At 74.2% G+C, this 19,432-nt stretch carries 14 protein-coding genes; 10 read left to right on the top strand and 4 right to left on the bottom strand.

The window, feature by feature from the left end:
• Window positions 1-142: 142 nt before the first annotated feature.
• The gene (locus WME83_RS26210; protein ID WP_437312424.1) at window positions 143-1,411 is read right to left on the bottom strand and encodes a hypothetical protein; all 1,269 of its coding nucleotides are present in this window, start codon (window positions 1,409-1,411) and stop codon (window positions 143-145) included.
• Window positions 1,412-1,688: 277 nt separating this feature from the next.
• Window positions 1,689-2,021, bottom strand: coding sequence for a DUF433 domain-containing protein (locus WME83_RS26205; protein WP_437312423.1), 333 nt, complete (start codon window positions 2,019-2,021; stop codon window positions 1,689-1,691).
• 292 nt (window positions 2,022-2,313) lie between these two features.
• On the opposite strand from WME83_RS26205, the gene zwf reads away from it, so the two are divergent.
• The 5 genes from zwf (at window position 2,314) to WME83_RS26180 (ending at window position 7,691) form a co-directional block, all read left to right on the top strand.
• A complete protein-coding gene (gene zwf, locus WME83_RS26200) occupies window positions 2,314-3,891 on the top strand; it encodes a glucose-6-phosphate dehydrogenase (protein WP_437312422.1) in 1,578 nt (525 codons plus the stop codon).
• Complete coding sequence (locus WME83_RS26195; RefSeq protein WP_437312421.1) at window positions 3,888-4,964, top strand: glucose-6-phosphate dehydrogenase assembly protein OpcA; 1,077 nt, start codon at window positions 3,888-3,890, stop codon at window positions 4,962-4,964. Before zwf ends, WME83_RS26195 begins: the two co-directional genes overlap by 4 nt.
• 22 nt (window positions 4,965-4,986) lie before the next feature.
• Window positions 4,987-5,712, top strand: a complete 726-nt coding sequence (gene pgl / locus WME83_RS26190; RefSeq protein WP_437312420.1) for a 6-phosphogluconolactonase — start codon at window positions 4,987-4,989, stop codon at window positions 5,710-5,712.
• A 150-nt stretch (window positions 5,713-5,862) separates the two neighbouring features.
• Window positions 5,863-6,537, top strand: coding sequence for a cobalamin B12-binding domain-containing protein (locus tag WME83_RS26185; RefSeq protein ID WP_437312419.1), 675 nt, complete (start codon window positions 5,863-5,865; stop codon window positions 6,535-6,537).
• A complete protein-coding gene (locus WME83_RS26180; RefSeq protein ID WP_437312418.1) occupies window positions 6,528-7,691 on the top strand; it encodes a sensor histidine kinase in 1,164 nt (387 codons plus the stop codon). Before WME83_RS26185 ends, WME83_RS26180 begins: the two co-directional genes overlap by 10 nt.
• A gap of 48 nt (window positions 7,692-7,739) precedes the next feature.
• Here the strand turns inward: WME83_RS26180 and WME83_RS26175 are convergent, their stop codons facing one another.
• Window positions 7,740-8,840 carry a glucokinase gene (locus tag WME83_RS26175; protein WP_437312417.1) on the bottom strand — a complete coding sequence of 367 codons (1,101 nt, stop codon included), beginning with the start codon at window positions 8,838-8,840 and terminating at the stop codon, window positions 7,740-7,742.
• Window positions 8,841-8,980: 140 nt separating this feature from the next.
• Between WME83_RS26175 and WME83_RS26170 the strand changes: the two genes are divergently transcribed.
• The 3 genes from WME83_RS26170 to WME83_RS26160 are packed head-to-tail and all read left to right on the top strand — an operon-like array spanning window position 8,981 to window position 13,970.
• The gene (locus tag WME83_RS26170) at window positions 8,981-11,206 is read left to right on the top strand and encodes a mechanosensitive ion channel domain-containing protein (RefSeq protein WP_437312416.1); all 2,226 of its coding nucleotides are present in this window, start codon (window positions 8,981-8,983) and stop codon (window positions 11,204-11,206) included.
• Window positions 11,203-12,504, top strand: coding sequence for a cation:proton antiporter (locus WME83_RS26165; protein WP_437312415.1), 1,302 nt, complete (start codon window positions 11,203-11,205; stop codon window positions 12,502-12,504). Before WME83_RS26170 ends, WME83_RS26165 begins: the two co-directional genes overlap by 4 nt.
• A gap of 11 nt (window positions 12,505-12,515) precedes the next feature.
• Window positions 12,516-13,970: a cation:proton antiporter gene (locus WME83_RS26160; protein ID WP_437312414.1), complete on the top strand. Its 1,455-nt coding sequence runs from the start codon at window positions 12,516-12,518 to the stop codon at window positions 13,968-13,970.
• Between the two features lie 12 nt (window positions 13,971-13,982).
• On the opposite strand, the gene WME83_RS26155 is transcribed toward WME83_RS26160, so the two are convergent.
• Window positions 13,983-14,633: a hypothetical protein gene (locus tag WME83_RS26155; protein ID WP_437312413.1), complete on the bottom strand. Its 651-nt coding sequence runs from the start codon at window positions 14,631-14,633 to the stop codon at window positions 13,983-13,985.
• A gap of 1,084 nt (window positions 14,634-15,717) precedes the next feature.
• Between WME83_RS26155 and WME83_RS26150 the strand changes: the two genes are divergently transcribed.
• Both WME83_RS26150 and WME83_RS26145 read left to right on the top strand, forming a co-directional pair.
• Complete coding sequence (locus WME83_RS26150) at window positions 15,718-17,130, top strand: hypothetical protein (RefSeq protein WP_437312412.1); 1,413 nt, start codon at window positions 15,718-15,720, stop codon at window positions 17,128-17,130.
• Entirely contained in the window at window positions 17,127-19,331 is a 2,205-nt protein-coding gene (locus WME83_RS26145) for a hypothetical protein (RefSeq protein ID WP_437312411.1), read from the top strand. The genes WME83_RS26150 and WME83_RS26145 overlap by 4 nt, the downstream gene beginning before the upstream one ends.
• The last annotated feature ends 101 nt before the right edge of the window (window positions 19,332-19,432 follow it).

Below are 19,432 nucleotides of genomic sequence, written 5' to 3'. Positions count from 1 at the left end.
GCCCCGCGCGGCGACAAGGAACGTGAGCCCGCATCCAGAACTGCGCTGTCGATCTCGCGTCGGGGACGAAAATGACGACGGCGGCGGCACCCCCCGGGAGGGGGTGACCGCCGCCGCGTCCGGACTCACGCCGTTCCGGGGATCAGGTCCCGCCGCTGGCCGAGCCGCTGGCCGAGCCGCTGACGCTGGCGCTGGCCTTGATGTTGACGTCGATCGAGGCCGTCGCGCTGGCCGACGCGTCCACCGCGGCCGCGACGCAGGCGACCGCCTTGCCGCCGGCCTTGAGCGCCGCGTCCTTGACCTCGACGCCCGCCTTGCCGACGCCGGACACGGCCGCCGCCAGCTTCTTGCCGGTCCCGAGCTGGACCTTGGCGATCGCCGGGAGCGACGTGCGGAGCGCCGCGATGAGCTTCTGCGCGTCGGCGTTCACCTTGCCGTTCGCCACGATGCGGACGGCCGGGGGATCGCACTTCGCCTCGCCGGCGGTCTTCGCCGTGCACTGCACCTGGCAGCTCGGGTCGACGCTCGGGGGCTTGAACTCGCCCGAGCACTTCGGCTCCTTGATCTCGGCGCTGCAGCCGCCCGAGCAGGAGCCCGAGCACTTGGCCGAGCCCTTGATCTCACAGGAGCCCGAGCAGGAGCCGTCGCAGGTGCCGGTGCAGGAGCCCTCGGCCTTGGCGTCGCACTTGCCCTCGCAGGTGCCCGCGCACGCCGCGCCCTTCGAGTCCTTGCCGTCGCACTTGCCGTCGCACTTGCCGCCGCAGGTGCCCTTGAAGCCGGCTTCGCACTTGCCCGAGCAGCTCGCGTTGCAGGTGCCGGAGCACGCCGCGCCGGCGTCGACGGTGCACTTGCCCTTGCACTCGGCGTCGCACTTGCCGCTGATCTCGCCGCCCTCGCAGCTCGCCTCGAGCTTGCCGGGCTGCACCGGCGAGCCGCAGTCGCCGAGGCACTTCTGCATGGCGTTGATGTCGGCGTAGCACTTCGGCGGATCGATCTGGACCGCGAGCTTCGCCTCGGCGTTCGCCTTCACGGCGGCGTTCACCTTGGCGGAGACCGCGTTGCAGACCTTCTCGGCGCCCTTGCCGCCGCCCGGCTCGGCCTTGAGCTCCGCCTCGCTCATGCCGAGGTCCTTGCCGAGCTTGCCGCACGAGGCGATGAGGTCCGCCTCCAGGTCCGCCGTGAGCTTGTCGAGCGAGGCGGCGGCCTCGAGGAAGCCCTTGATCTTGCCCTCGACATCGGCGCCGCCCTCGAACTTGAGGTTGGCGATACCGCCGTTCTTCAGCTCCTCGCAGCCGCCCGCGGCGGACGCCAGGTCACCAGCGGGCCCCGGCAGGCTGTCCGCGCCGGGGATCCCCTTGCCGCCACAGTTCACGAGGAGAGGCGAAGCCAGCCCGAGCAGGGCAACGGGCATCGCAACCAACTTCCATCGATTGACGCTCATCTCAGAAACCCTCCGGCACCTCGACGGGTACCCCATGGGGCGCGGACCCTACACCAACGGCCGCGACCTTGAAAGCCAGGACAGCCGCGATCCCGCGCGGCCATCGCTCGCAACGCCGAGCAGCCCCGCACTCCGGGCCCCAGCAGAGATAGAGCGCCCTATTGCCCTAAGTCACGATGGCTGTAAAGAAACAAGCTGAGCGCGCCGAGCCGAGATGTCCGGCGGCGCGCCGCGCGCCCCACCGCGATCACTCGTCGCCTTCGTCGAAGGGGAGGTCGAGCTGCGCGAGCGGGCGCGCGCCGACGGTGGGCCCGCCCTGCTTCTCGAAGAGCGCCTGCTCGCGGGCGATGTCGGCCTCGATGAGCTCCTGGTTGTCGTAGGCGAACGCGAGCGCGTCGAGCACGCGCGCGGGCCCGAGGTTCGGGTACCGCTTGAGCAGCGTCTCGACCGACGCGCCGCCGCGGTGCCACGCCCAGAGCCGCCGCACCGGGACGCGCGACCCGGTGACGTGCGGGCTGCCGGCGAGCACCTGGCTGTCGCACCGCACATGGGGGTGGGGGACGCGGATTCGCGGGAGCACCGGCGCGGCCATCGCGCGGGGGAGCCTAGTACCGGTCGCGATCGGATGGAAGGGCGCCGCGAGCCGGCGGACACGCTCGGCGCCGCCGCGCGCTCGGCCAACCCGCCCGCGCTCGGCCAACCCGCCCGCGCTCGGCCAACCCGCCCGCGCTCGGCCCGCACGCCCGCGCGAAGCCGTCGCCGCGGCGCCGCCCGCGCTTCGTTCCGCCTTCCGCCGGCGCGATCGGAGCTACCCTACGCCGCGGAGGCGCGCGGGCATCGTGCCCGTCGTCGCCGATCGGAGCTCATCCACCATGACCCAAGCCGAGAAGAACCCGCTTCGCGAAGGAATGCCCGAGGAGCGAACCGCCTCGCCTGCAGCGCTCGTCATCTTTGGCGCCTCGGGCGACCTGACGCGTCGCAAGCTGCTGCCTGCGGTCTACAACCTGGCGCTCAGCCGCCTGCTGACCGGCGGCTTCGCCGTGGTCGGCGTGGCGCGGCGTCCGAAACCGGATTTCGCCCAGGAGATGCGCGAGGCGGTCGGGAAGTACTCGCGGCGCCCGCTCGAGGAGGCGTCCTGGAGCGAGCTCGAGAAGGGCATCAGCTACGTCCAGGGGTCGTTCGACGAGGCCGAGACGTACACCCGGCTCGCCGCGGAGCTCGAGCGGCTCGACGCCGAGCGCGGCACCCGCAAAAACCGGGTCTTCTACCTGGCCGTCGCGCCCGACCAGTTCGCGCCGATCGTGCGCGGCCTGCGCGCGGCGAACCTCGTCGCGCCGCCGTCGCACGAGAAGGACGCGCCGTTCCAGCACGTCGTCGTCGAGAAGCCGTTCGGCGAGGACCTGGAGAGCGCCCGCGCCCTCAACCGCGATCTGCTCGCCCACCTCGCCGAGTCGCAGATCTACCGGATCGACCACTACCTCGGGAAGGAGACGGTCCAGAACCTCCTCGTCCTCCGGTTCGGCAACACGATCTTCGAGCCGCTCTGGTCGCGCCAGCACGTCGACCACGTGCAGATCACCGTGGCCGAGGAGATCGGCGTCGAGGGTCGCGGCAAGTTCTACGAGAAGGTCGGCATCACCCGGGACATCGTGCAGAACCACGCGCTCCAGCTGCTCACGCTCGTCGCGATGGAGCCGCCGTCGTCGTGGGACGCCGACGCGGTGCGCGACGAGAAGGTGAAGGTGCTGCGGACGCTCCGGCCGATCGAGGGGCCGGACGTGCTGGCGTCGACCGTACGCGGCCAGTACGCGGCCGGCATCGTGCGCGGCGAGAAGGTGCCCGGCTACACCGAGGAGCCCGACGTGGCGAAGGACTCGATGACCGAGACCTACGTCGCGATGAAGCTCCACCTCGACAGCTGGCGCTGGGGCGGGGTGCCGTTCTACCTGCGCGCCGGCAAGCGGCTGGCGAAGCGGGTGGCCGAGGTGGTGCTGCACTTCAAGCCGCTGCCGCACGGCCTGTTCAAGGGCGCCCCCGGCGCCACCGAGGAGCCGAACGCGCTCGTGATGCGCCTCCAGCCCGACGAGGGCATCTCGCTCCGGTTCGCGGCGAAGATCCCGGGCAGCGGCATCGCGATCCGCGGCGTGACCATGGATTTCCGCTACGGCGCCGCGTTCGGCTCGAGCACGCCCGAGGCCTACGAGCGGCTCCTGCTCGACGCGCTGCGCGGCGACGCCACGCTGTTCACGCGCGCCGACGAGGTCGAGGCGCAGTGGGGCTTCGTCGATCCGATCTTCGAGGGGTGGCGGACGCAGAGCGCGCCGATCGCGCGCTACGCCGCGGGCACGTGGGGTCCGCAGGAGGCCGACGCCCTGGTCCAGCCGTCCGAGGGCGCGCGCGGGGCGTGCGGCGAGCGGAAGCCGCCGGAGCGGGCGTGGAGGCGGCCGTGAGCGCCGGGCGCATCGCCGAGGTGATCAAGCGGGTCGAGTCGGAGCTCGCCGAGTTCTGGTCGTCGCCCGACGAGTCGCGGCCGGAGCCGGCCCCGAAGACGCGCGCGTCGACGATGAACTTCGTCGCGGTGGGCAGCCGCGCCGAGGTCGAGCGCCTGAAGGAGCAGGCCGAGGAGCTCGCGGAGACGCACGCGGGCCGGACGCTGCTCATCACGCTCGACGACCGGCTCGATCCGCTGAGCGTGCAGGCCGACTGGTCGGCCACGTGCCGCCGCGCCGGGGAGGTGCCGATCTGCTACGACCGCGTGGAGCTCACGTTCGGGGTGGCCGCCGCCGAGCGCGTCGCGTCGGTGGTGAGCGCGCTGACGATCTCCGACGTGGCGGTGATCGTCGAGCTCGCGCCGGGCGCGCCGAACGTGCTCGGCGACGCGCTCGCGCCGATCTGCGATCGGCTGGTGTTCGACTCGGCCGAGACGTGCATCGAGCGGATCGCGGAGGTGGCGCGCGGGACGAAGGCGCCGCTCGCGGACCGGGCGTTCGTGCGGACGTTCTCGTTCCGCGAGCTGGTGGCCCGGTTCTTCGACGACATGCCCGAGGCGTGCCGCGCGATCCGGCGGGTGGAGATCGCGCGCAGCGCGGGGGCGAAGCCGGATCCGGCGGCGCTGCTCCTCGGGTGGATGGGGTCGCGGCTCGGCTGGACGTTCGAGTCGCGGGGGCCGGCGCAGCCCGGCGGCGCCGGCGTCTCGGGCCGCGCCCGCGCGGCGGACGGCGCGCCGATCGAGATCGCGCTCCTGGACGGGCCGCCGGCCGGGGAGCAGGCGCAGCGCCGGATCGACGGCGTGCGCCTCTTCACGTCGCTGCGCGGCGAGCCGCTCTCGCTCGGCTGCGTGCGGCTCGACAAGGCGCCCGCGACGGCGCGGTGGACGATGGAGGGGGCGCGGTCCGCCGACCACCTGCACCCGCTCGGCTACCGGGACGAGACGTGGGTGCTGACGAAGACGATCGACTCGCTGGAGGGCGATCGCCTGCTGCGCGAGGCGGTGCTCGCCGCCGCGGCGTGGAGCGCGCTCTGACGAGGCCGGGAGGAGGACCGAGATGAACGGTGGTGAAGAGACGCTCGTCGCGGCGGACGCGGCGGAGCTCGCGATCCTCGGGGCGGAGCTCATGGCGCGCGCGATCGCGGCGGCGATCGAGGCGCGCGGCGTCGCGCGGATCGCGCTCTCGGGCGGGGGCACGCCGTCTCCGGCGTACCAGCGGCTCGCGGCGCTGTCGCTCCCGTGGGCGCAGACCGAGTGGTTCTGGGTGGACGAGCGCGCGGTCGCGCCCGACCACCCCCGCTCGAACTACGGCACCGCGCGCCGGGATCTCGAGGCGGCGCGCATCCCGGAGGACCGCTTCTTCCGCATGGAGGGGGAGGCGGCCGATCTCGCCGGGGCCGCGTCGCGCTACGAGGCGCTCCTGCGCGCGCGCTTCGGGGTCGCGTCGGCGGTGGCGTTCGACCTGATGACGCTGGGGATCGGCGACGACGCGCACACGGCGTCGCTCTTCCCCGGGACGGGGGCGGTGGGCATCGACGATCGCCTGGTCGCCGCGATCCCGGCGCAGCCGGACAAGGGGCTGGAGGCGCGGCTCACGCTGACGGCCCCGGTGATCCGGGAGGCGCGGATGAAGCTCCTGCTCGCGCGCGGGGCGAGCAAGCGCGCGGTCGTGGAGCAGGCGAAGCGGCCGGGTCCGGCCGACGAGGTGCCGGCGCGCGCCGTGCGCGGAGGCGCCGGACGGCTCGTCTGGCTGCTCGACGCGGCGGCGGCGCAGGCCGGGTAGCGGGCGCCCGGGCGCGTCCTCTTGCGCGCCGCGCGCCGGCGGCTGCGCTCCAGCGCGCGTCGAGCGGCTGGCGCGCGGCCGCGGCGATTCCGCGCGGCGCGAGGCTTGACGCCCTGGCTCCTTGCGCCAGAAGCCACGACACGCGCGCAGATGCCGTCGGGCGAGGGAGGAGCTGCAAGCCGAGAGCCGTGGATCGCCGGGGGCGACGACGCCGAGGCGCGCCTGTTCACCGCCGCGATCCTGACGGGCAACTACGTCGCCGCGCGGAGCGTGCTGCACGCCGCGATCGGCAACGGGCTCGGCTACGTCTACGAGCGCATCGTCGTGCCGGCCATGGATGAGGTCGGGCGCCGCTGGTACGAGAACCGGATCAGCGTCGCGGACGAGCACCTCGCCACCGCGGTCGCGCAGACCGCCGTCGCCTCCATCTACCCGCTGATCCGGTGGCCGGCGGGAGGCCCGAGGGCGGTGGTCGGCTACGTCGAGCCCGAGCTCCACGCGTTCGGCGCGCGCATGGTCGCCGATCTCCTCGCCCTCGACGGCTGGCAGACGACGTTCGCGAGCGGGGGGATCTCGCTCGCGCGCGGGCTCGAGGATCTCCGGCGGAGCGAGACGAAGCTCTTCGCCGTGTCGGTCACCCTCGGCGAGCACCTGCCGGCAGCGCGCGCGCTCGTCCAGCGCGTGCGCGAGGACGTGCCCGGCGTGAAGGTCCTCGCGGGCGGCCGCGCCGTCGCCGCGCTGCCCGACGCGATTCAGCTGCTCGGGGCCGATGCGGTCGCCGCGTCGGCCTCGCGCGCGGTGGAGGTCGCGCGGGCGTGGCGGTGACGCAGCCGGACGCCGCGGCGCTCCTCGGCGCCCTCCTCGCGAGCGAGGACGACCTCCTGCTCGTGGTGCAGCGCGGCGAGATCACCCACGCCAGCGCGGCGGTGGAGCGGCGGCTCGGCGGCGCCGCGGCGCCGGGCACCGACGTCGCGTCGCTGTTCCACGAGGAGAGCCGCGAGAAGCTCGCGGCCGCGCTGGCCCACGAGGCGCCCGCCACGTGGGAGCTCCAGGTGTGCCGCGAGGGCGAGGGGCAGGAGCCGGTGAGGTTCCTCGTGGTCCCGGCCGCGGACGGATCGCGCATCCTGCTCGGGCGGGCTCCCGCGCGGGACGAGGCGGTCCGGATCAAGGAGGCCGCCATCACGCTGACGACCGCGCTCGCGGACATCGCCCGCGAGCTCGCGACGAAGGGCGCCGAGCTCGAGGCGGCGCGCGCCGGGCTCGAGGAGCTCGGGCGCCACCGCGACGAGCTCCTGTCGATCGTGTCGCACGACCTGAAGGCCTCGCTGCACGCCATCCGGCTCCAGGGGTCGCTCATCGAGCACGCCGAGAGCCCTCCGACGGCGGCGCAGCGCGCGACGATCGCGGGGCGGCTCCTCCGCAACGTCGACAGGATGACGTCGCTCATCTCGGACATCCTCGACGCCGCGCTCGCCGACGCGGGGGAGCTGCGGATCGAGCCGCAGCGGTTCTCCCTGGGCGACGTGGTCGCCGAGGTGGTCGACACGGTGGCCCTCATCGCGGCCGACGCGGGGGTGCAGCTCCGCCGCGCGGCCGCGGGCGCCGCGCTCGTGGACGGCGACGCCCGGCGGCTCTACCAGGTCGTCCTGAACCTCGTGGAGAACGCGATCCGGCACTCGCCGCGGGGGGCCGAGGTCCTCATCGCGCTCGACGTGCAGGGCGCGCGCGTGCGCTGCTCGGTCGAGGACGCGGGGCCCGGCATCGCGCCCGAGGAGCGCGCGGCGGTGTTCGAGCGCTTCCAGCGGCGGGGCGGCCGCGCGGGCCGGGCCGGCCTCGGGCTGTACATCGCGCGGCGGATCGTCGCGCTGCACGGGGGCTCGATCTGGGTCGAGGCCGGGGCGCGCGGCGGCGCGCGCTTCGTCTTCGAGATCCCGGCGCCCGGGGGCGCGGGCGGGGCCGACGACGCCGGCGCGCGCTGAGGCGGCGCCGCGCGCGCGGGGCGCGGTGAGGCGCGCGCCGCGCCGCGCTCAGGACCTGCGGGACGGCGCGCGCCGCCGGGGCGCGTCGTCGCCGCGCGCGGCGAGCTCCCGCGCGATCGCGAGCGCGCCGCGGACGCCGACGAGGGGATCGGTGACCACGGCGACGGGCACCCCCTCGAGGAGGGGCGTGAGGCGGCCCTTCTTCAGGAAGGACTTCATGAACAGCTCGCGCCGGGCGGTGACGAGGTTCCTCGCGATGTTGCCGAGGACGAAGACCCCGCCGAGCGCGAGCTCGCGCAGGGCGAGGTTGCCCGCCTCGGCGCCGTAGATCTCGACGAACAGGTCGACCGCGCGCGCGGCGGGCCGGAACGCGCGCGCGAGCCCGAGCTCGGCGATCGCCGCGTTGCGGTCGCCCTCGGCGAGGCGGCGCTCGATCGCGCGGGGCACGCGGGCGGCGCGTGCGGCGAAGAAATCGAAGAGGGCGCCGAGCCCGTCGCCCGAGAGGACCCGCTCGTAGCTCACGTGATCCGGGTGGCGCTCGGCGAGGAACTGCCACAGCTCGACCTCGAGGGCGGAGCGCGGGGCGAAGTCGGTGTGGCCGCCCTCGGTCGGGAGCGTCAGGTGGCGGGCGCCGTCCCAGACGAGCCGGGCCTCGCCGAGGCCGGTGCCGGCGGCGATGACGGCCAGGTTGCTCTCCTTCGGCCGCGGCCGGCGCTCGGTGAGCGGCGCGATCGAGGAGCGGGGGATGTGCAGGCAGCCCCGGGCGCCGACCACGAGGTCGTTCGCGAGCTGGACGCGCGCGATCTTGAGCCGGCGCGACAGCTCGCGCTCCGCGAGGCGCCAGGGCAGGTTCGTGATGGTGGCGACGTGGTCCTTGATGGGGCCGGCGACGCCGAGCACGGCGACGGCGGGGTGGGGCGCGTCGCTGCGGACGAGGAACGGGAGGGCGATCTCCTCGAAGCTCGCGTGCTCGCGGCTGCGGAAGACCGCCTCGGAGAGCGGCTTGTCGCCGGAGGCGTCGTAGAGCGCGAGCCGGGTGTTCGTGCCTCCGATGTCGCCGACGAGCAGCGACGGGGCCACGGATTTCTTGGTCCTTGCCACGCGGGCGCCCTGCCAGCGCCCCGCGTCGGCGGCAAGGCGAACCGTCATCGGGCGGGCGCGGACGGGGCGATCGTCGGAGCGGCCGCGGCCTCGACCGCCGCGGTCGCGCGGGCGCCCGTGGTCCCCGCGAGCGGCCTCGGCGCTGTCCTGCCTTGACCGGCGCACCGCCTCCGGCCGAAAGTGCCGGCGTGCAGCGGCTGTTCCCCGCGCTTCTGGCCGCGCTCGCCGGCCTCGTCCCTCTCGCCGGCCCAGCGTTCGCCGACGCGGCGCAGGGCGCGCTCGCGCAGGCTGCGCCCGCGCCCCTCGCGCAGGCTGCGCCCGCGCCCCTCGCGCAGGCTGCGCCCGCGCCGCCGCAGCGGGCGCCAGCGCCGCCTTCTCAGCGCGCGGCCGCGCCGCCGCCGCCCGCGCAGGTCACCCCCGCGCCGCCCGCCGCCTCGGCGGCCGCGCCGCGATCGGCGCGGGCCACGGCGGCGCCGGCCCCTCAGGCCGCCTCCGCGCCGCCGGCGCAGCTCGCGCCTGCGCCGGCGTCGGCCCCGCCGGCCGCGTCGGCGCCGGCCGCTCAGGCCGCCTCCGCGCCGCCGGCGCAATCCGCGCCCGCGCAGGCCACCGCGGCGCCGCCCGCCGCCGCGCAGCTCGCCGCCGCGCAGCTCGCCGCCGCGCAGCTCGCCGCCGCGCAGCTCGCCGCCGCGCAGCTCGCCGCCGCGCAGCTCGCCGCCGCGCCGGCGCAGCCCGCGGCGGATTCGCCGCCCGCGGCTGGGCCGCCCGAGCAGGCGGCCGCGACGCCGCCGGCGCAGCCCGCGGCCCAGCCGCCGCCCGTGCAGCCGCCGATCGTGCACGTCGCGCCGTCGCCCGCGCCGCCCCGGTCGGCGGCCGCGGAGGTCGTGCTGGCGCCCGCGCCGCCGCCGCCGGCCGCCGATCCGGCCGAGCCGCGCGCGCCCGACCCCCAGCCGCAGCCGCCGGCGGTCGAGCAGCCCGAGGCGCGCGTCGAGCTGCTCGGCCGCACGGTGTTCGCCATCCGCGTGCACCGCGGCAGCCTCTCCCCCCCGGAGCGCGCCCGCGAGGCGGCGAAGGTGCTGGAGCGCGCCGCCCAGGAGAAGCAGATCCCCGAGGTCCGCGTCGACGAGCAGGCGGGCGTGGCGGTGATCTACGTCGGCGAGAGCCCGCTCATCCACATCGGTCCCGAGGACGCCGTCGCGGCGGGCACCACCACCGTCTCCGTCCACGCCGCCGCGATCGCCGCCACGGTGCGCGACGTCCTCGCCAAGGAGCACAGCCGGAGCCGCCTCGCCACGAGCGTGTTCTCCTTCTCGCTGCTCGTCTTCTCGGGGCTGATCGCGCTGCTCCTGCTCCGCAAGGTCGGCGAGCTCGTCGAGCGGTCGCGCGCGTGGGTCGCCGAGCACCCGGAGCGGCTCCCGGCGCTGCACGTCCGCGGCATCGAGATGCTCCGGCCCGCCGCGTCCCAGGGCGCGCTCTCGGTCGCGCTCGGCGCCGCCGGCGTCCTCGTCCGGCTGGGCATCGCCTACATCTGGATCCTCTTCGCGCTCTCCCTGTTCGAGTCCACGCGCAACTACAGCCAGAAGCTCACCGGCTTCGTGCTCGCGCCGATGTCGGAGCTCATGGGGCGCATCGCGCGGAGCGTCCCCGTGCTGGTGCTCGCGATCCTCGCGACGCTCGCGGTCATCGTCCTCATCCGCTTCGTCGGGCTGTTCTTCGGGAGCGTCAGCCGTGGCGAGACGTCGCTCGGGTGGCTCCCCTCGGATCTCGCGGTCGCGACCGGGGTCCTCGTCCGCTTCGGCATCCTCGTGGCCGCGCTGCTGCTCGCGGCGCCGCTCATCACCGGCACCGACGAGGGGGCGCTCACGCGGGTCGGCTTCGTGGTGCTCGCGTCGGCCGGGCTCGCCGGCACGCCGCTCATCGCCTCGGCGGCCGTCGGCCTCTCGGTCATCTACGGGCGGCGCCTGCGCGTCGGCGACGTCGCCGACGTGGGCGGCCGGTCCGGGCGGGTCCGCGAGCTGACGCTGCTCGAGGCGCGCCTCGAGGACGAGGACGGGTGCGTCGTGCGCGTGCCCCACCTGCTCAGCCTGTTCCACCCGACGCGCGTCCGCGGCCGCCCTCCGCTCGTGTCCGTCGAGATCAGCGTCGACCCCTCCGCGGATCTCGACCGCGTGCGGGAGCTGCTCCTCAAGACCGGATCGACCCTCGGCAGCCGCGCCCGCGCCGCGCTGGTCGCGATCGACGAGGGGGGCGCGCACTTCCGGGCCACGATGGCGTGCGACGGCGACGACGTGCGCAGCCGCTGGCTCACCGCCCTGGCGCAGGCGCTCGTCGCCGCCGGCATCCCGCTCGGGCGCGCGCCGTCGCCCTCCGGCGGCGCGCCGCGCGGCGCGTCGCCGGATCGGGGCGCGGCCTCGTGAACGCCATCTGGCTCCTGATGGGGCTGCTCGTGCTGTCGTACCTCGGCAGCTCGCTCGTCAGCGGCCGCGTGCTGCGGGGCATCGGCCTCCCCTCGGGCGCCGAGTACGTGGTGCTCGGCTTCGTGCTCGGGCCCTCGGCGCTCGGGCTGCTCGAGCCCTCGTCGCTCGCCGCGTTCGAGCCCGTGGCGGGCGTCGCGCTCGGCTGGCTCGCGGTCGTGGTCGGCCTCGATTTCGGCTTCGTCGGCAACCGCCGTGTCCGCCCGTCGCGCATGGCGCTCGGCGTGCTCATGAGCCTGCTCACCGGCTCGGCCGTGGCCGCCGCGGTGTGGTTCGCGGCGGCGCGCGGCGCGCCGTCGCTGGAGCGCGGCGACCGGGTGCTGCTCGCGGCGGGCGTGGGCGCCGTCTCCGCCGAGACGACGCGGCACGCCGTCCTCTGGGTCACGCAGCGCTACAGCGCGAGCGGCAAGCTCTCGGACCTCATCGCCGACATCGCCGACTGCGACGACCTCGGACCGCTGCTCATGATGGGCGGCGCCTTCGCGCTCGTCCCGCAGGCGACGGGCCACTGGCCGCTCCCGTTCTGGGGGTGGACGATCGTCACGGCGCTCATCGGCGTGGTGCTCGGGCTCATCGCGGTCGTGCTCCTCGGCAGCGATTTCCGCCTGATCCAGAGCTGGGGCGTGCTCCTCGGCACGTCGCTGCTCACGATGGGCACGAGCGCGCGGGTCGGCCTGTCGCCGCTCTTCGCGACGTTCGCGATGGGCGTGACCATCGCCGCGCTCTCCCGGCACCGCGAGGAGATCGTCGCGATGATCGCGCCGACCGAGCGCCCGGTCATCCTGCCGGCGCTCCTGCTCGCGGGCGCCCACGTGAACCCGAAGGCGGCGCCGTTCCTGCCCTGGATCGTGGCGATCGCGCTGGCGGCGCGCGTCCTCGGCAAGCTCGCGACCGGCCTCGTCTTCCGGGTCGCGTCGCCGGACGCGCGCGACGCCTCGCCCTGGCTCGGCCTCGGGCTGCTCTCGTCGGGCGCCGTCGCCATGAGCGTCGGGCTCGCCTTCGCGCTGCGCTTCCCGGGCCCGGTCGGGCACACGGTCCTCGTCGCCGCGGCGGCGGCGGCCGTGTTCGGCGAGCTCGTCGGGCCGCAGGCGCTGCGCGCCACGCTCCGCAAGGCCGGCGAGCTCGCCGCGCCCGAGCGGGAGTCGCTCTTCTTCGGCCGCGGGCTCGGCCGCGCCGCGCGCGACGCCGCGCCGGGCGAGGGCGATGTCCCGCCGCCGGTGGCCGAGCGGGGCGAGGGGTAGGAGGTGTCCCCGTGAGCGCAGCAGCACTCCCTGACGCTCGGCCCGACGCGCCCGCCGGCCCGGCCGGGCCCCCCGCCGCCCCCGAGCCGCACGGCGCGCCTCCCTCCGGCCATCACGGCTCGGCCCCCAAGGGCCCGCTGAACCACCTCACGCACGCGGTCGCGCTGGTGATCCTGTTCGGCGTCCTCTACGCGACGACGCGCGCGGTCCCGCACGACAACGGCCCGGCGGGCACCATCGCCTCGATCGGCTTCCTCCTGCTCGCGGGCACGCTCGCGAGCGAGCTCGTCGAGCCGCTCCGCTTGCCGCACCTCTCCGGCTACATCCTCGCGGGCATCCTCGCGGGGCCGCACGTCCTCAAGCTCATCGATCACCACGCCGTCGAGGAGATCTCGCGGGTCAACGCGCTCGCGCTGGCGCTCATCGCGCTCGCCGGCGGGGCCGAGCTCCGGATCGAGATGGTCAAGAAGAGCCTGAGGAGCCTCCTCTTGCACAACCTCGTGCAGACGGTCCTCGTGTTCGTGGCGATGACCGGCGTCTTCTTCGCCGCGCGCTCGCTCGTCCCGTTCGCGGCCGACCTCCCGATCGCCGCGGCGTTCGGCGTGGCGGTCCTCTGGGGCGTCATCGCGGTCACGCGCAGCCCGTCGGCCGTGCTCGGCATCCTCTCGCAGACGCGCGCGACGGGGCCGGTGGCGATGAACACGCTCGCGTTCGTGATGACGTCGGACATCATCGTCATCGTCGTGACGGCGGTCGCGCTCTCCACGGTGCGGCCGCTGATCGAGCCGGGCACGACGATGTCGATGCACGAGATCGAGCTGCTCGGCCGCGAGATCCTCGGGAGCATCTCGATCGGCACGACGCTCGGGCTCGCGCTGGCCGCCTACATGCGGCTCATCGGCCGCCAGCTCATCCTCGTGTTCGTGGCGCTCGGCTTCGGGGCCACGGAGGTGCTGCGTTACCTCCGCTTCGACGCGCTGCTCGTGTTCGTGGTCGCCGGGTTCGTCGTCGCGAACCTGTCGAAGCAGGGCGAGAAGCTGGTGCACGCCGTCGAGGACGCCGCGAGCGTGGTGTTCGTGCTGTTCTTCGCGACGGCGGGCGCGCACCTCGATCTGCCGCTGCTCAAGATGATGTGGCCGGTCGCGCTGCTCTTCGGCGCGTCGCGCGCCTTCGTGACCTGGGTGGCGAGCCGCATCGGCAACCGGCTCGCGGACGACCCGCCGGTGCTGCGCAAGTGGGCGTGGTGCGGGCTGGTCTCGCAGGCCGGGCTCACGCTGGGCATCAGCCTGACGATCGAGCGCGCGTTCCCGAGCCTGGGCGCCGGCTTCCGCGCGCTCGTCATCGGGTGCGTGGCGCTGAACGAGGTGGTCGGCCCGATCCTCTTCAAGTACGCGCTCGACCGCGCCGGCGAGACGGCCGTGGAGGCGTCGCGCGGGTCGCTGCCGAAGCATGGGCGCCCTGGGTGAGATCGGGCGTGCTCACGGGGTGAACCGGAGCGAGTAGCTCACCACGGTGGGGCCTCGCCTCGGCTTGAGGAAGTCGATCCGCTCGAAGACGCCGACCACGCATTTCGTGAACGCCTCGCCCTTGAGCGCCGTGCGCGGCTTGCGCACCTCGGCCTTGCCGCCGTCCTTCTCGATGCGCAGGTCGATCCCGAAGTCGCCGCCCTTGGTCGGGTCCTCCGCGAGCGCGAAGCAGCGGCGGAAGTCGTCGAAGTGGGGCGCGACCGAGCGCTTGATCGGCTCCTTGGTGAAGTCGTCGTGGGGGCCGCCCCCGATGTGCATGCCGATGTTCGCGACCTTCACCTTCGGGAGCGGCCCGGCGTCGGCCGGGGCCGCGGCGGTCGCCGCCGGTTCGGCCGCGGCGCTGGCGGCGGGGGCGGCGGAGGCTGATGCGCTGGCGGCGGGAGCGGAGGCCGCGGGGGCGGGGGTGGCGGCGCTCGCGGAGGCGGCCGCGATCGCGGGCGGATCGGCCGGCGGCGGCGCGGCGCTCGCCGGCGCGGTCGCGAGCGCCTCCGCCTGCGGCGCGGCGTGGCGCTCGGCCGGGGGCGTGGCGCCGGACGAGCAGCCTGCTGCGGCGAGGGCGAGGGGAGCGGAGAGCGCGAGGAAGAGCGGGGCGGGACGGCGCATGATGGCGCGCGAATCTACTGCGGCTCGCGCTGATGCAGGAAGCGGACGGCGCGCGGAAGGTCGGAGCGCCGCCGGAGCGACGGGGCGGGGGGCGGAGGCCCCTTCGTGGGCTGGGGGGCTTCCGTCGCGCGCGAGAGCGGTTCCGTCGCTGGGACGGAGGCTTCCGGCGCGCTCCGGAAAGCTTCGCGCGCGGTCCGGAAGGCTTCGCGCGCGCTCCGGAAGCTTCGCGCGCGGGGCGGAGGGTCGAATTTCCCGGGAAATTCGTCTCCCGGCGCGCGCTGGACGGCTCCGGGGACGCGGCGGACGCCGCTAAGTACGCGAAACCTCGTGCTCCGGCGCGCGCGGGAAGGTCTCGGGAGCGCGCGGGAAGCTTCCGGAGCGCGCGGGAAGGTCTCGGGCGCGCGCGGGAAGCTTCCGGAGCGCGCGGGAAGGTCTCGGGCGCGCGCGGGAAGCCATCGTGCCGGCACCAGCGGTTCCAATTGTGTGGACAATTACTAGACGTCGGTCTCGCCGGACGCTTCGCCCGGCTCGGGCGGCGCGGCGGTGGGCCTGGGCGGCGTCGCGGCGGGCTTGCGCCGAGGCGCCTTGCAGTTCGCGCGGCCGAGGCAGCTGCGCTTCTTGATCGCGGCGTGGGCCGTGGTCGACCCCCCGTCGAACCAGGGCGCAGCCTGACGAGCGTCTCGTTCCGTCGCGCGGCCATGGAGAGCTCGGTTTGCTCGGGCAGAGGCGATGTCGGGCGGAGCGCCACGTCGACAAGGCCCTTGAGGCGCTTGCGCTCTGAATGGGACTTTCAGTGATTGAAAGAGGATTCGTGAGCGCGCGTCGCGCTCAGGCCGCCGGTTTCTTGCCACCTCGGACCGGCGTAACCCCCCAGCTCATGGCCTGAGCGGTGAGGACGGAGGCATTGAGATTGGGAGTGCGCTTCGGCGCGCACCTCGGCTGAGCAATGTCCTACCGCTCCTGTGTGGGCGCTTGCACCCGGGGAATGCGCGGGCGAGCGTGAGTGGGTGAGAAAAAACGCAGGGGTGGCGGAATGCATATGAGAAGGATAACGAGGCGGTGTGCGGCCATCGTGGTGGCGGCCGTGGCCACCCTGGCGCTGGGCGCGACGGCGTGCGGGTGCTTGTGGCCGCGCGAGGACTACGCGCCAGGTATGTTCTGCGCGCAAGCAAACACCAGCGTCGTCGAGCACTGCGTGGACGCGAGCGAGGGCCCGGGCAGCGCCTGGAGCGAGGCCGAGGAGGACGGCGAGCTGCCGATCCAGATGTGGGCATTCGGGCCGAACGGCGTGATGCTCGACGAGCTCGCCGCGGACGCGGCGGCGCTCCAGGCCTGGTTCGACAACATCGATCGGGCGGTGGCCTACGTGCGCGACGAGCAGAAGAACGCCGAGTCGCTCCGGGCGACCCTGCACGGCAGGCTCCTCGGGCTGCTCTTGAAGTCCAGGCTGCGCCAGGAGGCGATCTTGAAGGAGGAGCCGGTCCGCGCGGCCGACAACTTCCGGCAGGCGATGACCGGTAAGGCGAGCGCCGAGGAGGAACCGCTTATGGCCGCGCTCGCGGCCGACAAGCAGGCGATGGCGGTCGTGCAGGCGATCTTCGAGCAGGCCCGGAGCGACGCCGGGCCGCTGCGATCCCGGTACGCGGGCGTCGCGGCGCGGTTCGCCGCGTACCGCGCGACCGAGGCGGCGGAGACGGCGGCGTACGCGGCGCTCTCGGAGCAGGCGTCGCGGTCGGGCATCGACGGCCTCGACGGCGCGGAGCAGGCGGTGCTCGAGGCGGCGCGCGAGGCGAGCCGGGCGCCGAACGAGCTCGCTGCGGAGATCATGACGCTGTCGGCGGAGCTCCAGGCGCTCGCGGTCTCGTTCGACGAGGCGATCGCGCCGCACGAGGAGGTGCTCGCGACGCACGGCGCGGTCGTGCCGGACATGACCTCGGGGGCGCTGCGCTCGCTGAGCGCCATGCTGGGCTACGCGCAGCGGCGGGTCGCCCGGAGCGACGCGACGGCGACGGCGCTGATCGGCGGCATCGCGCTGCGGCGGCAGGCGCTCCACGTGCTGCAGGCGGACGAGAGGGCGCGCGAGGCGATCGCGCGGTCGCGGATGGAGAGGGCGTCGGAGGTGTTCGGCGAGGGGGCGCGCGCGCGGGTGGAGGCGCTGTCGGTGGCGCCGCCGGTCAGCGAGAAACTGGGGCTGCCGCTGCTGGCCGAACGGTGCGGGGCGCTCGTGGCGCTGATGCAGATGCGGCCGCTCTGCGAGGCGGCGGGGGCGTCGTGGCGCGAGGCCGGGTGCGCGGTGCTCCGCGGGCGGTTCGACGCCGCGGAGGCGGAGCTCAAGACGGGCCTGCCGCGGAAGATCGCGGCGGGGCTAGCGGCGCTGCGGGAGAAGGGGATGGCCGCGGCGGCGCTCGACGCCGCGCAGGCGAGGCTCGACGCGGGCGACGTGAAGGCCGCCGCGATCGCGTATGACGTCGCCGTGCGCGGCGCGGAGGGGACATGAGCCGGTCGGAGGAGGTCGCGCGGCGTGGCTTTCGCGCCACGGTACTGCAGAAGCTCGTCGCGCTGGTCATGATGCTGGCGGTGCTGGCGCCGTCGTTCGCGTGGGCCGGCACGCCATACACCGTGCTCTGGAGGAGCCACCACGACGTCGAGTCGTGCGGGATCCCTGAGCTGGAGACGGAGGGCACCGCCATCTTCGATGTGAACCAGACGCCGCTGCCCACCTACGGGGTCCCGGGCGCGCTGCAGAGCCACGGCGACGGCTCCGCGAGCAACACGCGCGAAGCGGAGTTCGACTCGGTGCTGCTCCGCATGGGAAGGAACGACTTCCACTTCGGGGTCCACACCACGAACGGCGGCAACTGGTGTACCCATGCGCACGAGGTGGTGCACCTCGTCTCGGAGCCGCTCGGCCTGAACAAGCCGCTCTTCGACATCCGCCGCGACGGGGCCGGGTTCGAGGGCAGCACCGCGGTCGACCTGAGCCTCGCGGAGATCAACCCGGCGCTGGCGCGCGACATCGCGGAGCTGGAGGTCAGGATCGCCCGGCTGATGACGGAGCTCCTCCGCAACGCCGCCAGGGTCGCGGACCTCCGGGCGCGGATGGACCTCTTGCGGCAGCTCGACACGGAGCTGCACGACCTAGTGAGCCGGCCGCTGGACGAGATCTCGCGGACCGACCTCGACGCGATCCTCGACCGGTACAAGGACGTGGTCGACGCGGAGACGCGGGCGGCGATGGAGCAGCTCGTCGACGACCTGAAGAAGAGCGTCAGCGACCTGGAGAGCGAGCTCGCGCGGCTGCTCGACGAGTTCGGCGCGCAGGCCGATGCGGTGGCGGACCTCGCGACGCAGGACGCGCGCGCTGAGGGGTGGGACCCGGACGACCTGTGGAACTACGCGCTCGGGGAGAGCGAGGTGCCGTGGGTCGAGGTGCCGGACATCGCGGACGTGGACGGGGCGTTCGAGGAGGGGAGGGATCCGTATGCGGCGTACGCGGACGCGGTGATCGCGGCGCTGGAGGCCGACGTGAGCGGCGGGGTCGTGGTCGCGCGGGCCGACTTCGTGGCGAACGTGCGGGCGTGGCGAGAGAACAGCGCGGCGCTGGAGATCGCGCTGCGCGACCGGATGGGCGTGTCGCTTTCGGAGACGAACGCGTTCCTGAAGGCGCAGAACCGGATCACGGCGGTCGTGCGGCGGTTCATGGATGCGTCGGACTGGTTCGTGGACACGCCGGTGCCCGCGGACCTGCGCGCGGTGGTGGACACGGTGCTCAAGCCGCGGTTCGATGCGCTGGCGGACCAGATGAAGGACAGCCTGAACCAGTGGACAGGGGACGGGCTCGACCTGGAGCAGACGCAGCTCTACCAGACGATCAGCGCGTTCGCGGGGGCGATGTCGACGGTCGGCGAGGGGGTCGAGGCGTACGCGGAGGTGATGCAGACGCTGGTGCACGCGACGACGCGCATCGGGGTGGGGTTCGTGCCGGTGGTGGGGCCGGCGCTCGACCTGTGCGAGGCGGTGACGGGGAGGGCGTTCTGCCTGCCGTCGGGGCAGGAGCTCAGCGACGAGGAGCGGATCTTCTCGGGGGTGGGGTTCGGGCTCGGGGCGGTCGGGCCGATGTGGCGCGCGGCCAAGACCAGCGGGGGGCTCAGGCCGTCCGCGATCCGGGTGGCCGGGGAGATCGCCGAGATCGAGGAGGCGTTCGCGCAGATTGTCAAGACGAACCGCGTCAGGGGGTACAAGAACCTCACCGGGGCGATGACGACCAAGCCGGTAAACATCTTCGAGAAGAAGGCGGCCAAATTCCTGGTGGACGACGGCCGGTCGCTCGTTGGGGTCGGCGACGACGGCGTGCGCACGGTGCTCGGCATTCCGAAGGAGTCACCGACCGGCACCATCGAGGGGAAGGCTCCCGACTTCCTCTCGGTGTCCAGCGGGCACAAGCTCATCCTGAGCGAGGCAAAAGGCGGAACGATCGACGTCTTCGAGGTGCGCAATCAGCTCACGAACGCGATGGAGGCGGTGAAAAATAAGGGGCTCGCTGGAGACGTGCAGCGGGTCGAGCTCATCATGGAGCAGGGGGCGGAGTTCAAGCCGGATAAGTTCATCGTGAAGGACGGCTACCTGTTCGATACGGACAAGGGGAAAACCGTAACCCTGAAAGGCTTCGACACGTTCATCATGGTGATCCGGCTATGAGCGAATCAAGACCTCACTTCTTCGCCTGGTGTGACGAGCCAGAACGTATCGATGCATTCGCGGCGGCGCTATATGCGTTGGTGATTCCAGGGGATCTCATG

The organism is Sorangium sp. So ce385, assembly GCF_051474135.1.
In the GTDB taxonomy this organism is placed as follows: Bacteria; Myxococcota_A; Polyangia; order Polyangiales; family Polyangiaceae; genus Sorangium; species Sorangium cellulosum_D.
Note: the sequence above shows the minus strand (reverse complement) of the source record. Positions and strands in the feature narration are given on the sequence as shown.

Coding starts and splice junctions, on each gene's coding strand:
- WME83_RS26210 (WP_437312424.1), bottom strand. CDS start 1,411: ATGCCCGTTGCCCTGCTCGGGCTGGCTTCGCCTCTCCTCGTGAACTGT.
- zwf (WP_437312422.1), top strand. CDS start 2,314: ATGACCCAAGCCGAGAAGAACCCGCTTCGCGAAGGAATGCCCGAGGAG.
- pgl (WP_437312420.1), top strand. CDS start 4,987: ATGAACGGTGGTGAAGAGACGCTCGTCGCGGCGGACGCGGCGGAGCTC.
- WME83_RS26185 (WP_437312419.1), top strand. CDS start 5,863: ATGCCGTCGGGCGAGGGAGGAGCTGCAAGCCGAGAGCCGTGGATCGCC.
- WME83_RS26175 (WP_437312417.1), bottom strand. CDS start 8,840: ATGACGGTTCGCCTTGCCGCCGACGCGGGGCGCTGGCAGGGCGCCCGC.
- WME83_RS26155 (WP_437312413.1), bottom strand. CDS start 14,633: ATGCGCCGTCCCGCCCCGCTCTTCCTCGCGCTCTCCGCTCCCCTCGCC.
- WME83_RS26145 (WP_437312411.1), top strand. CDS start 17,127: ATGAGCCGGTCGGAGGAGGTCGCGCGGCGTGGCTTTCGCGCCACGGTA.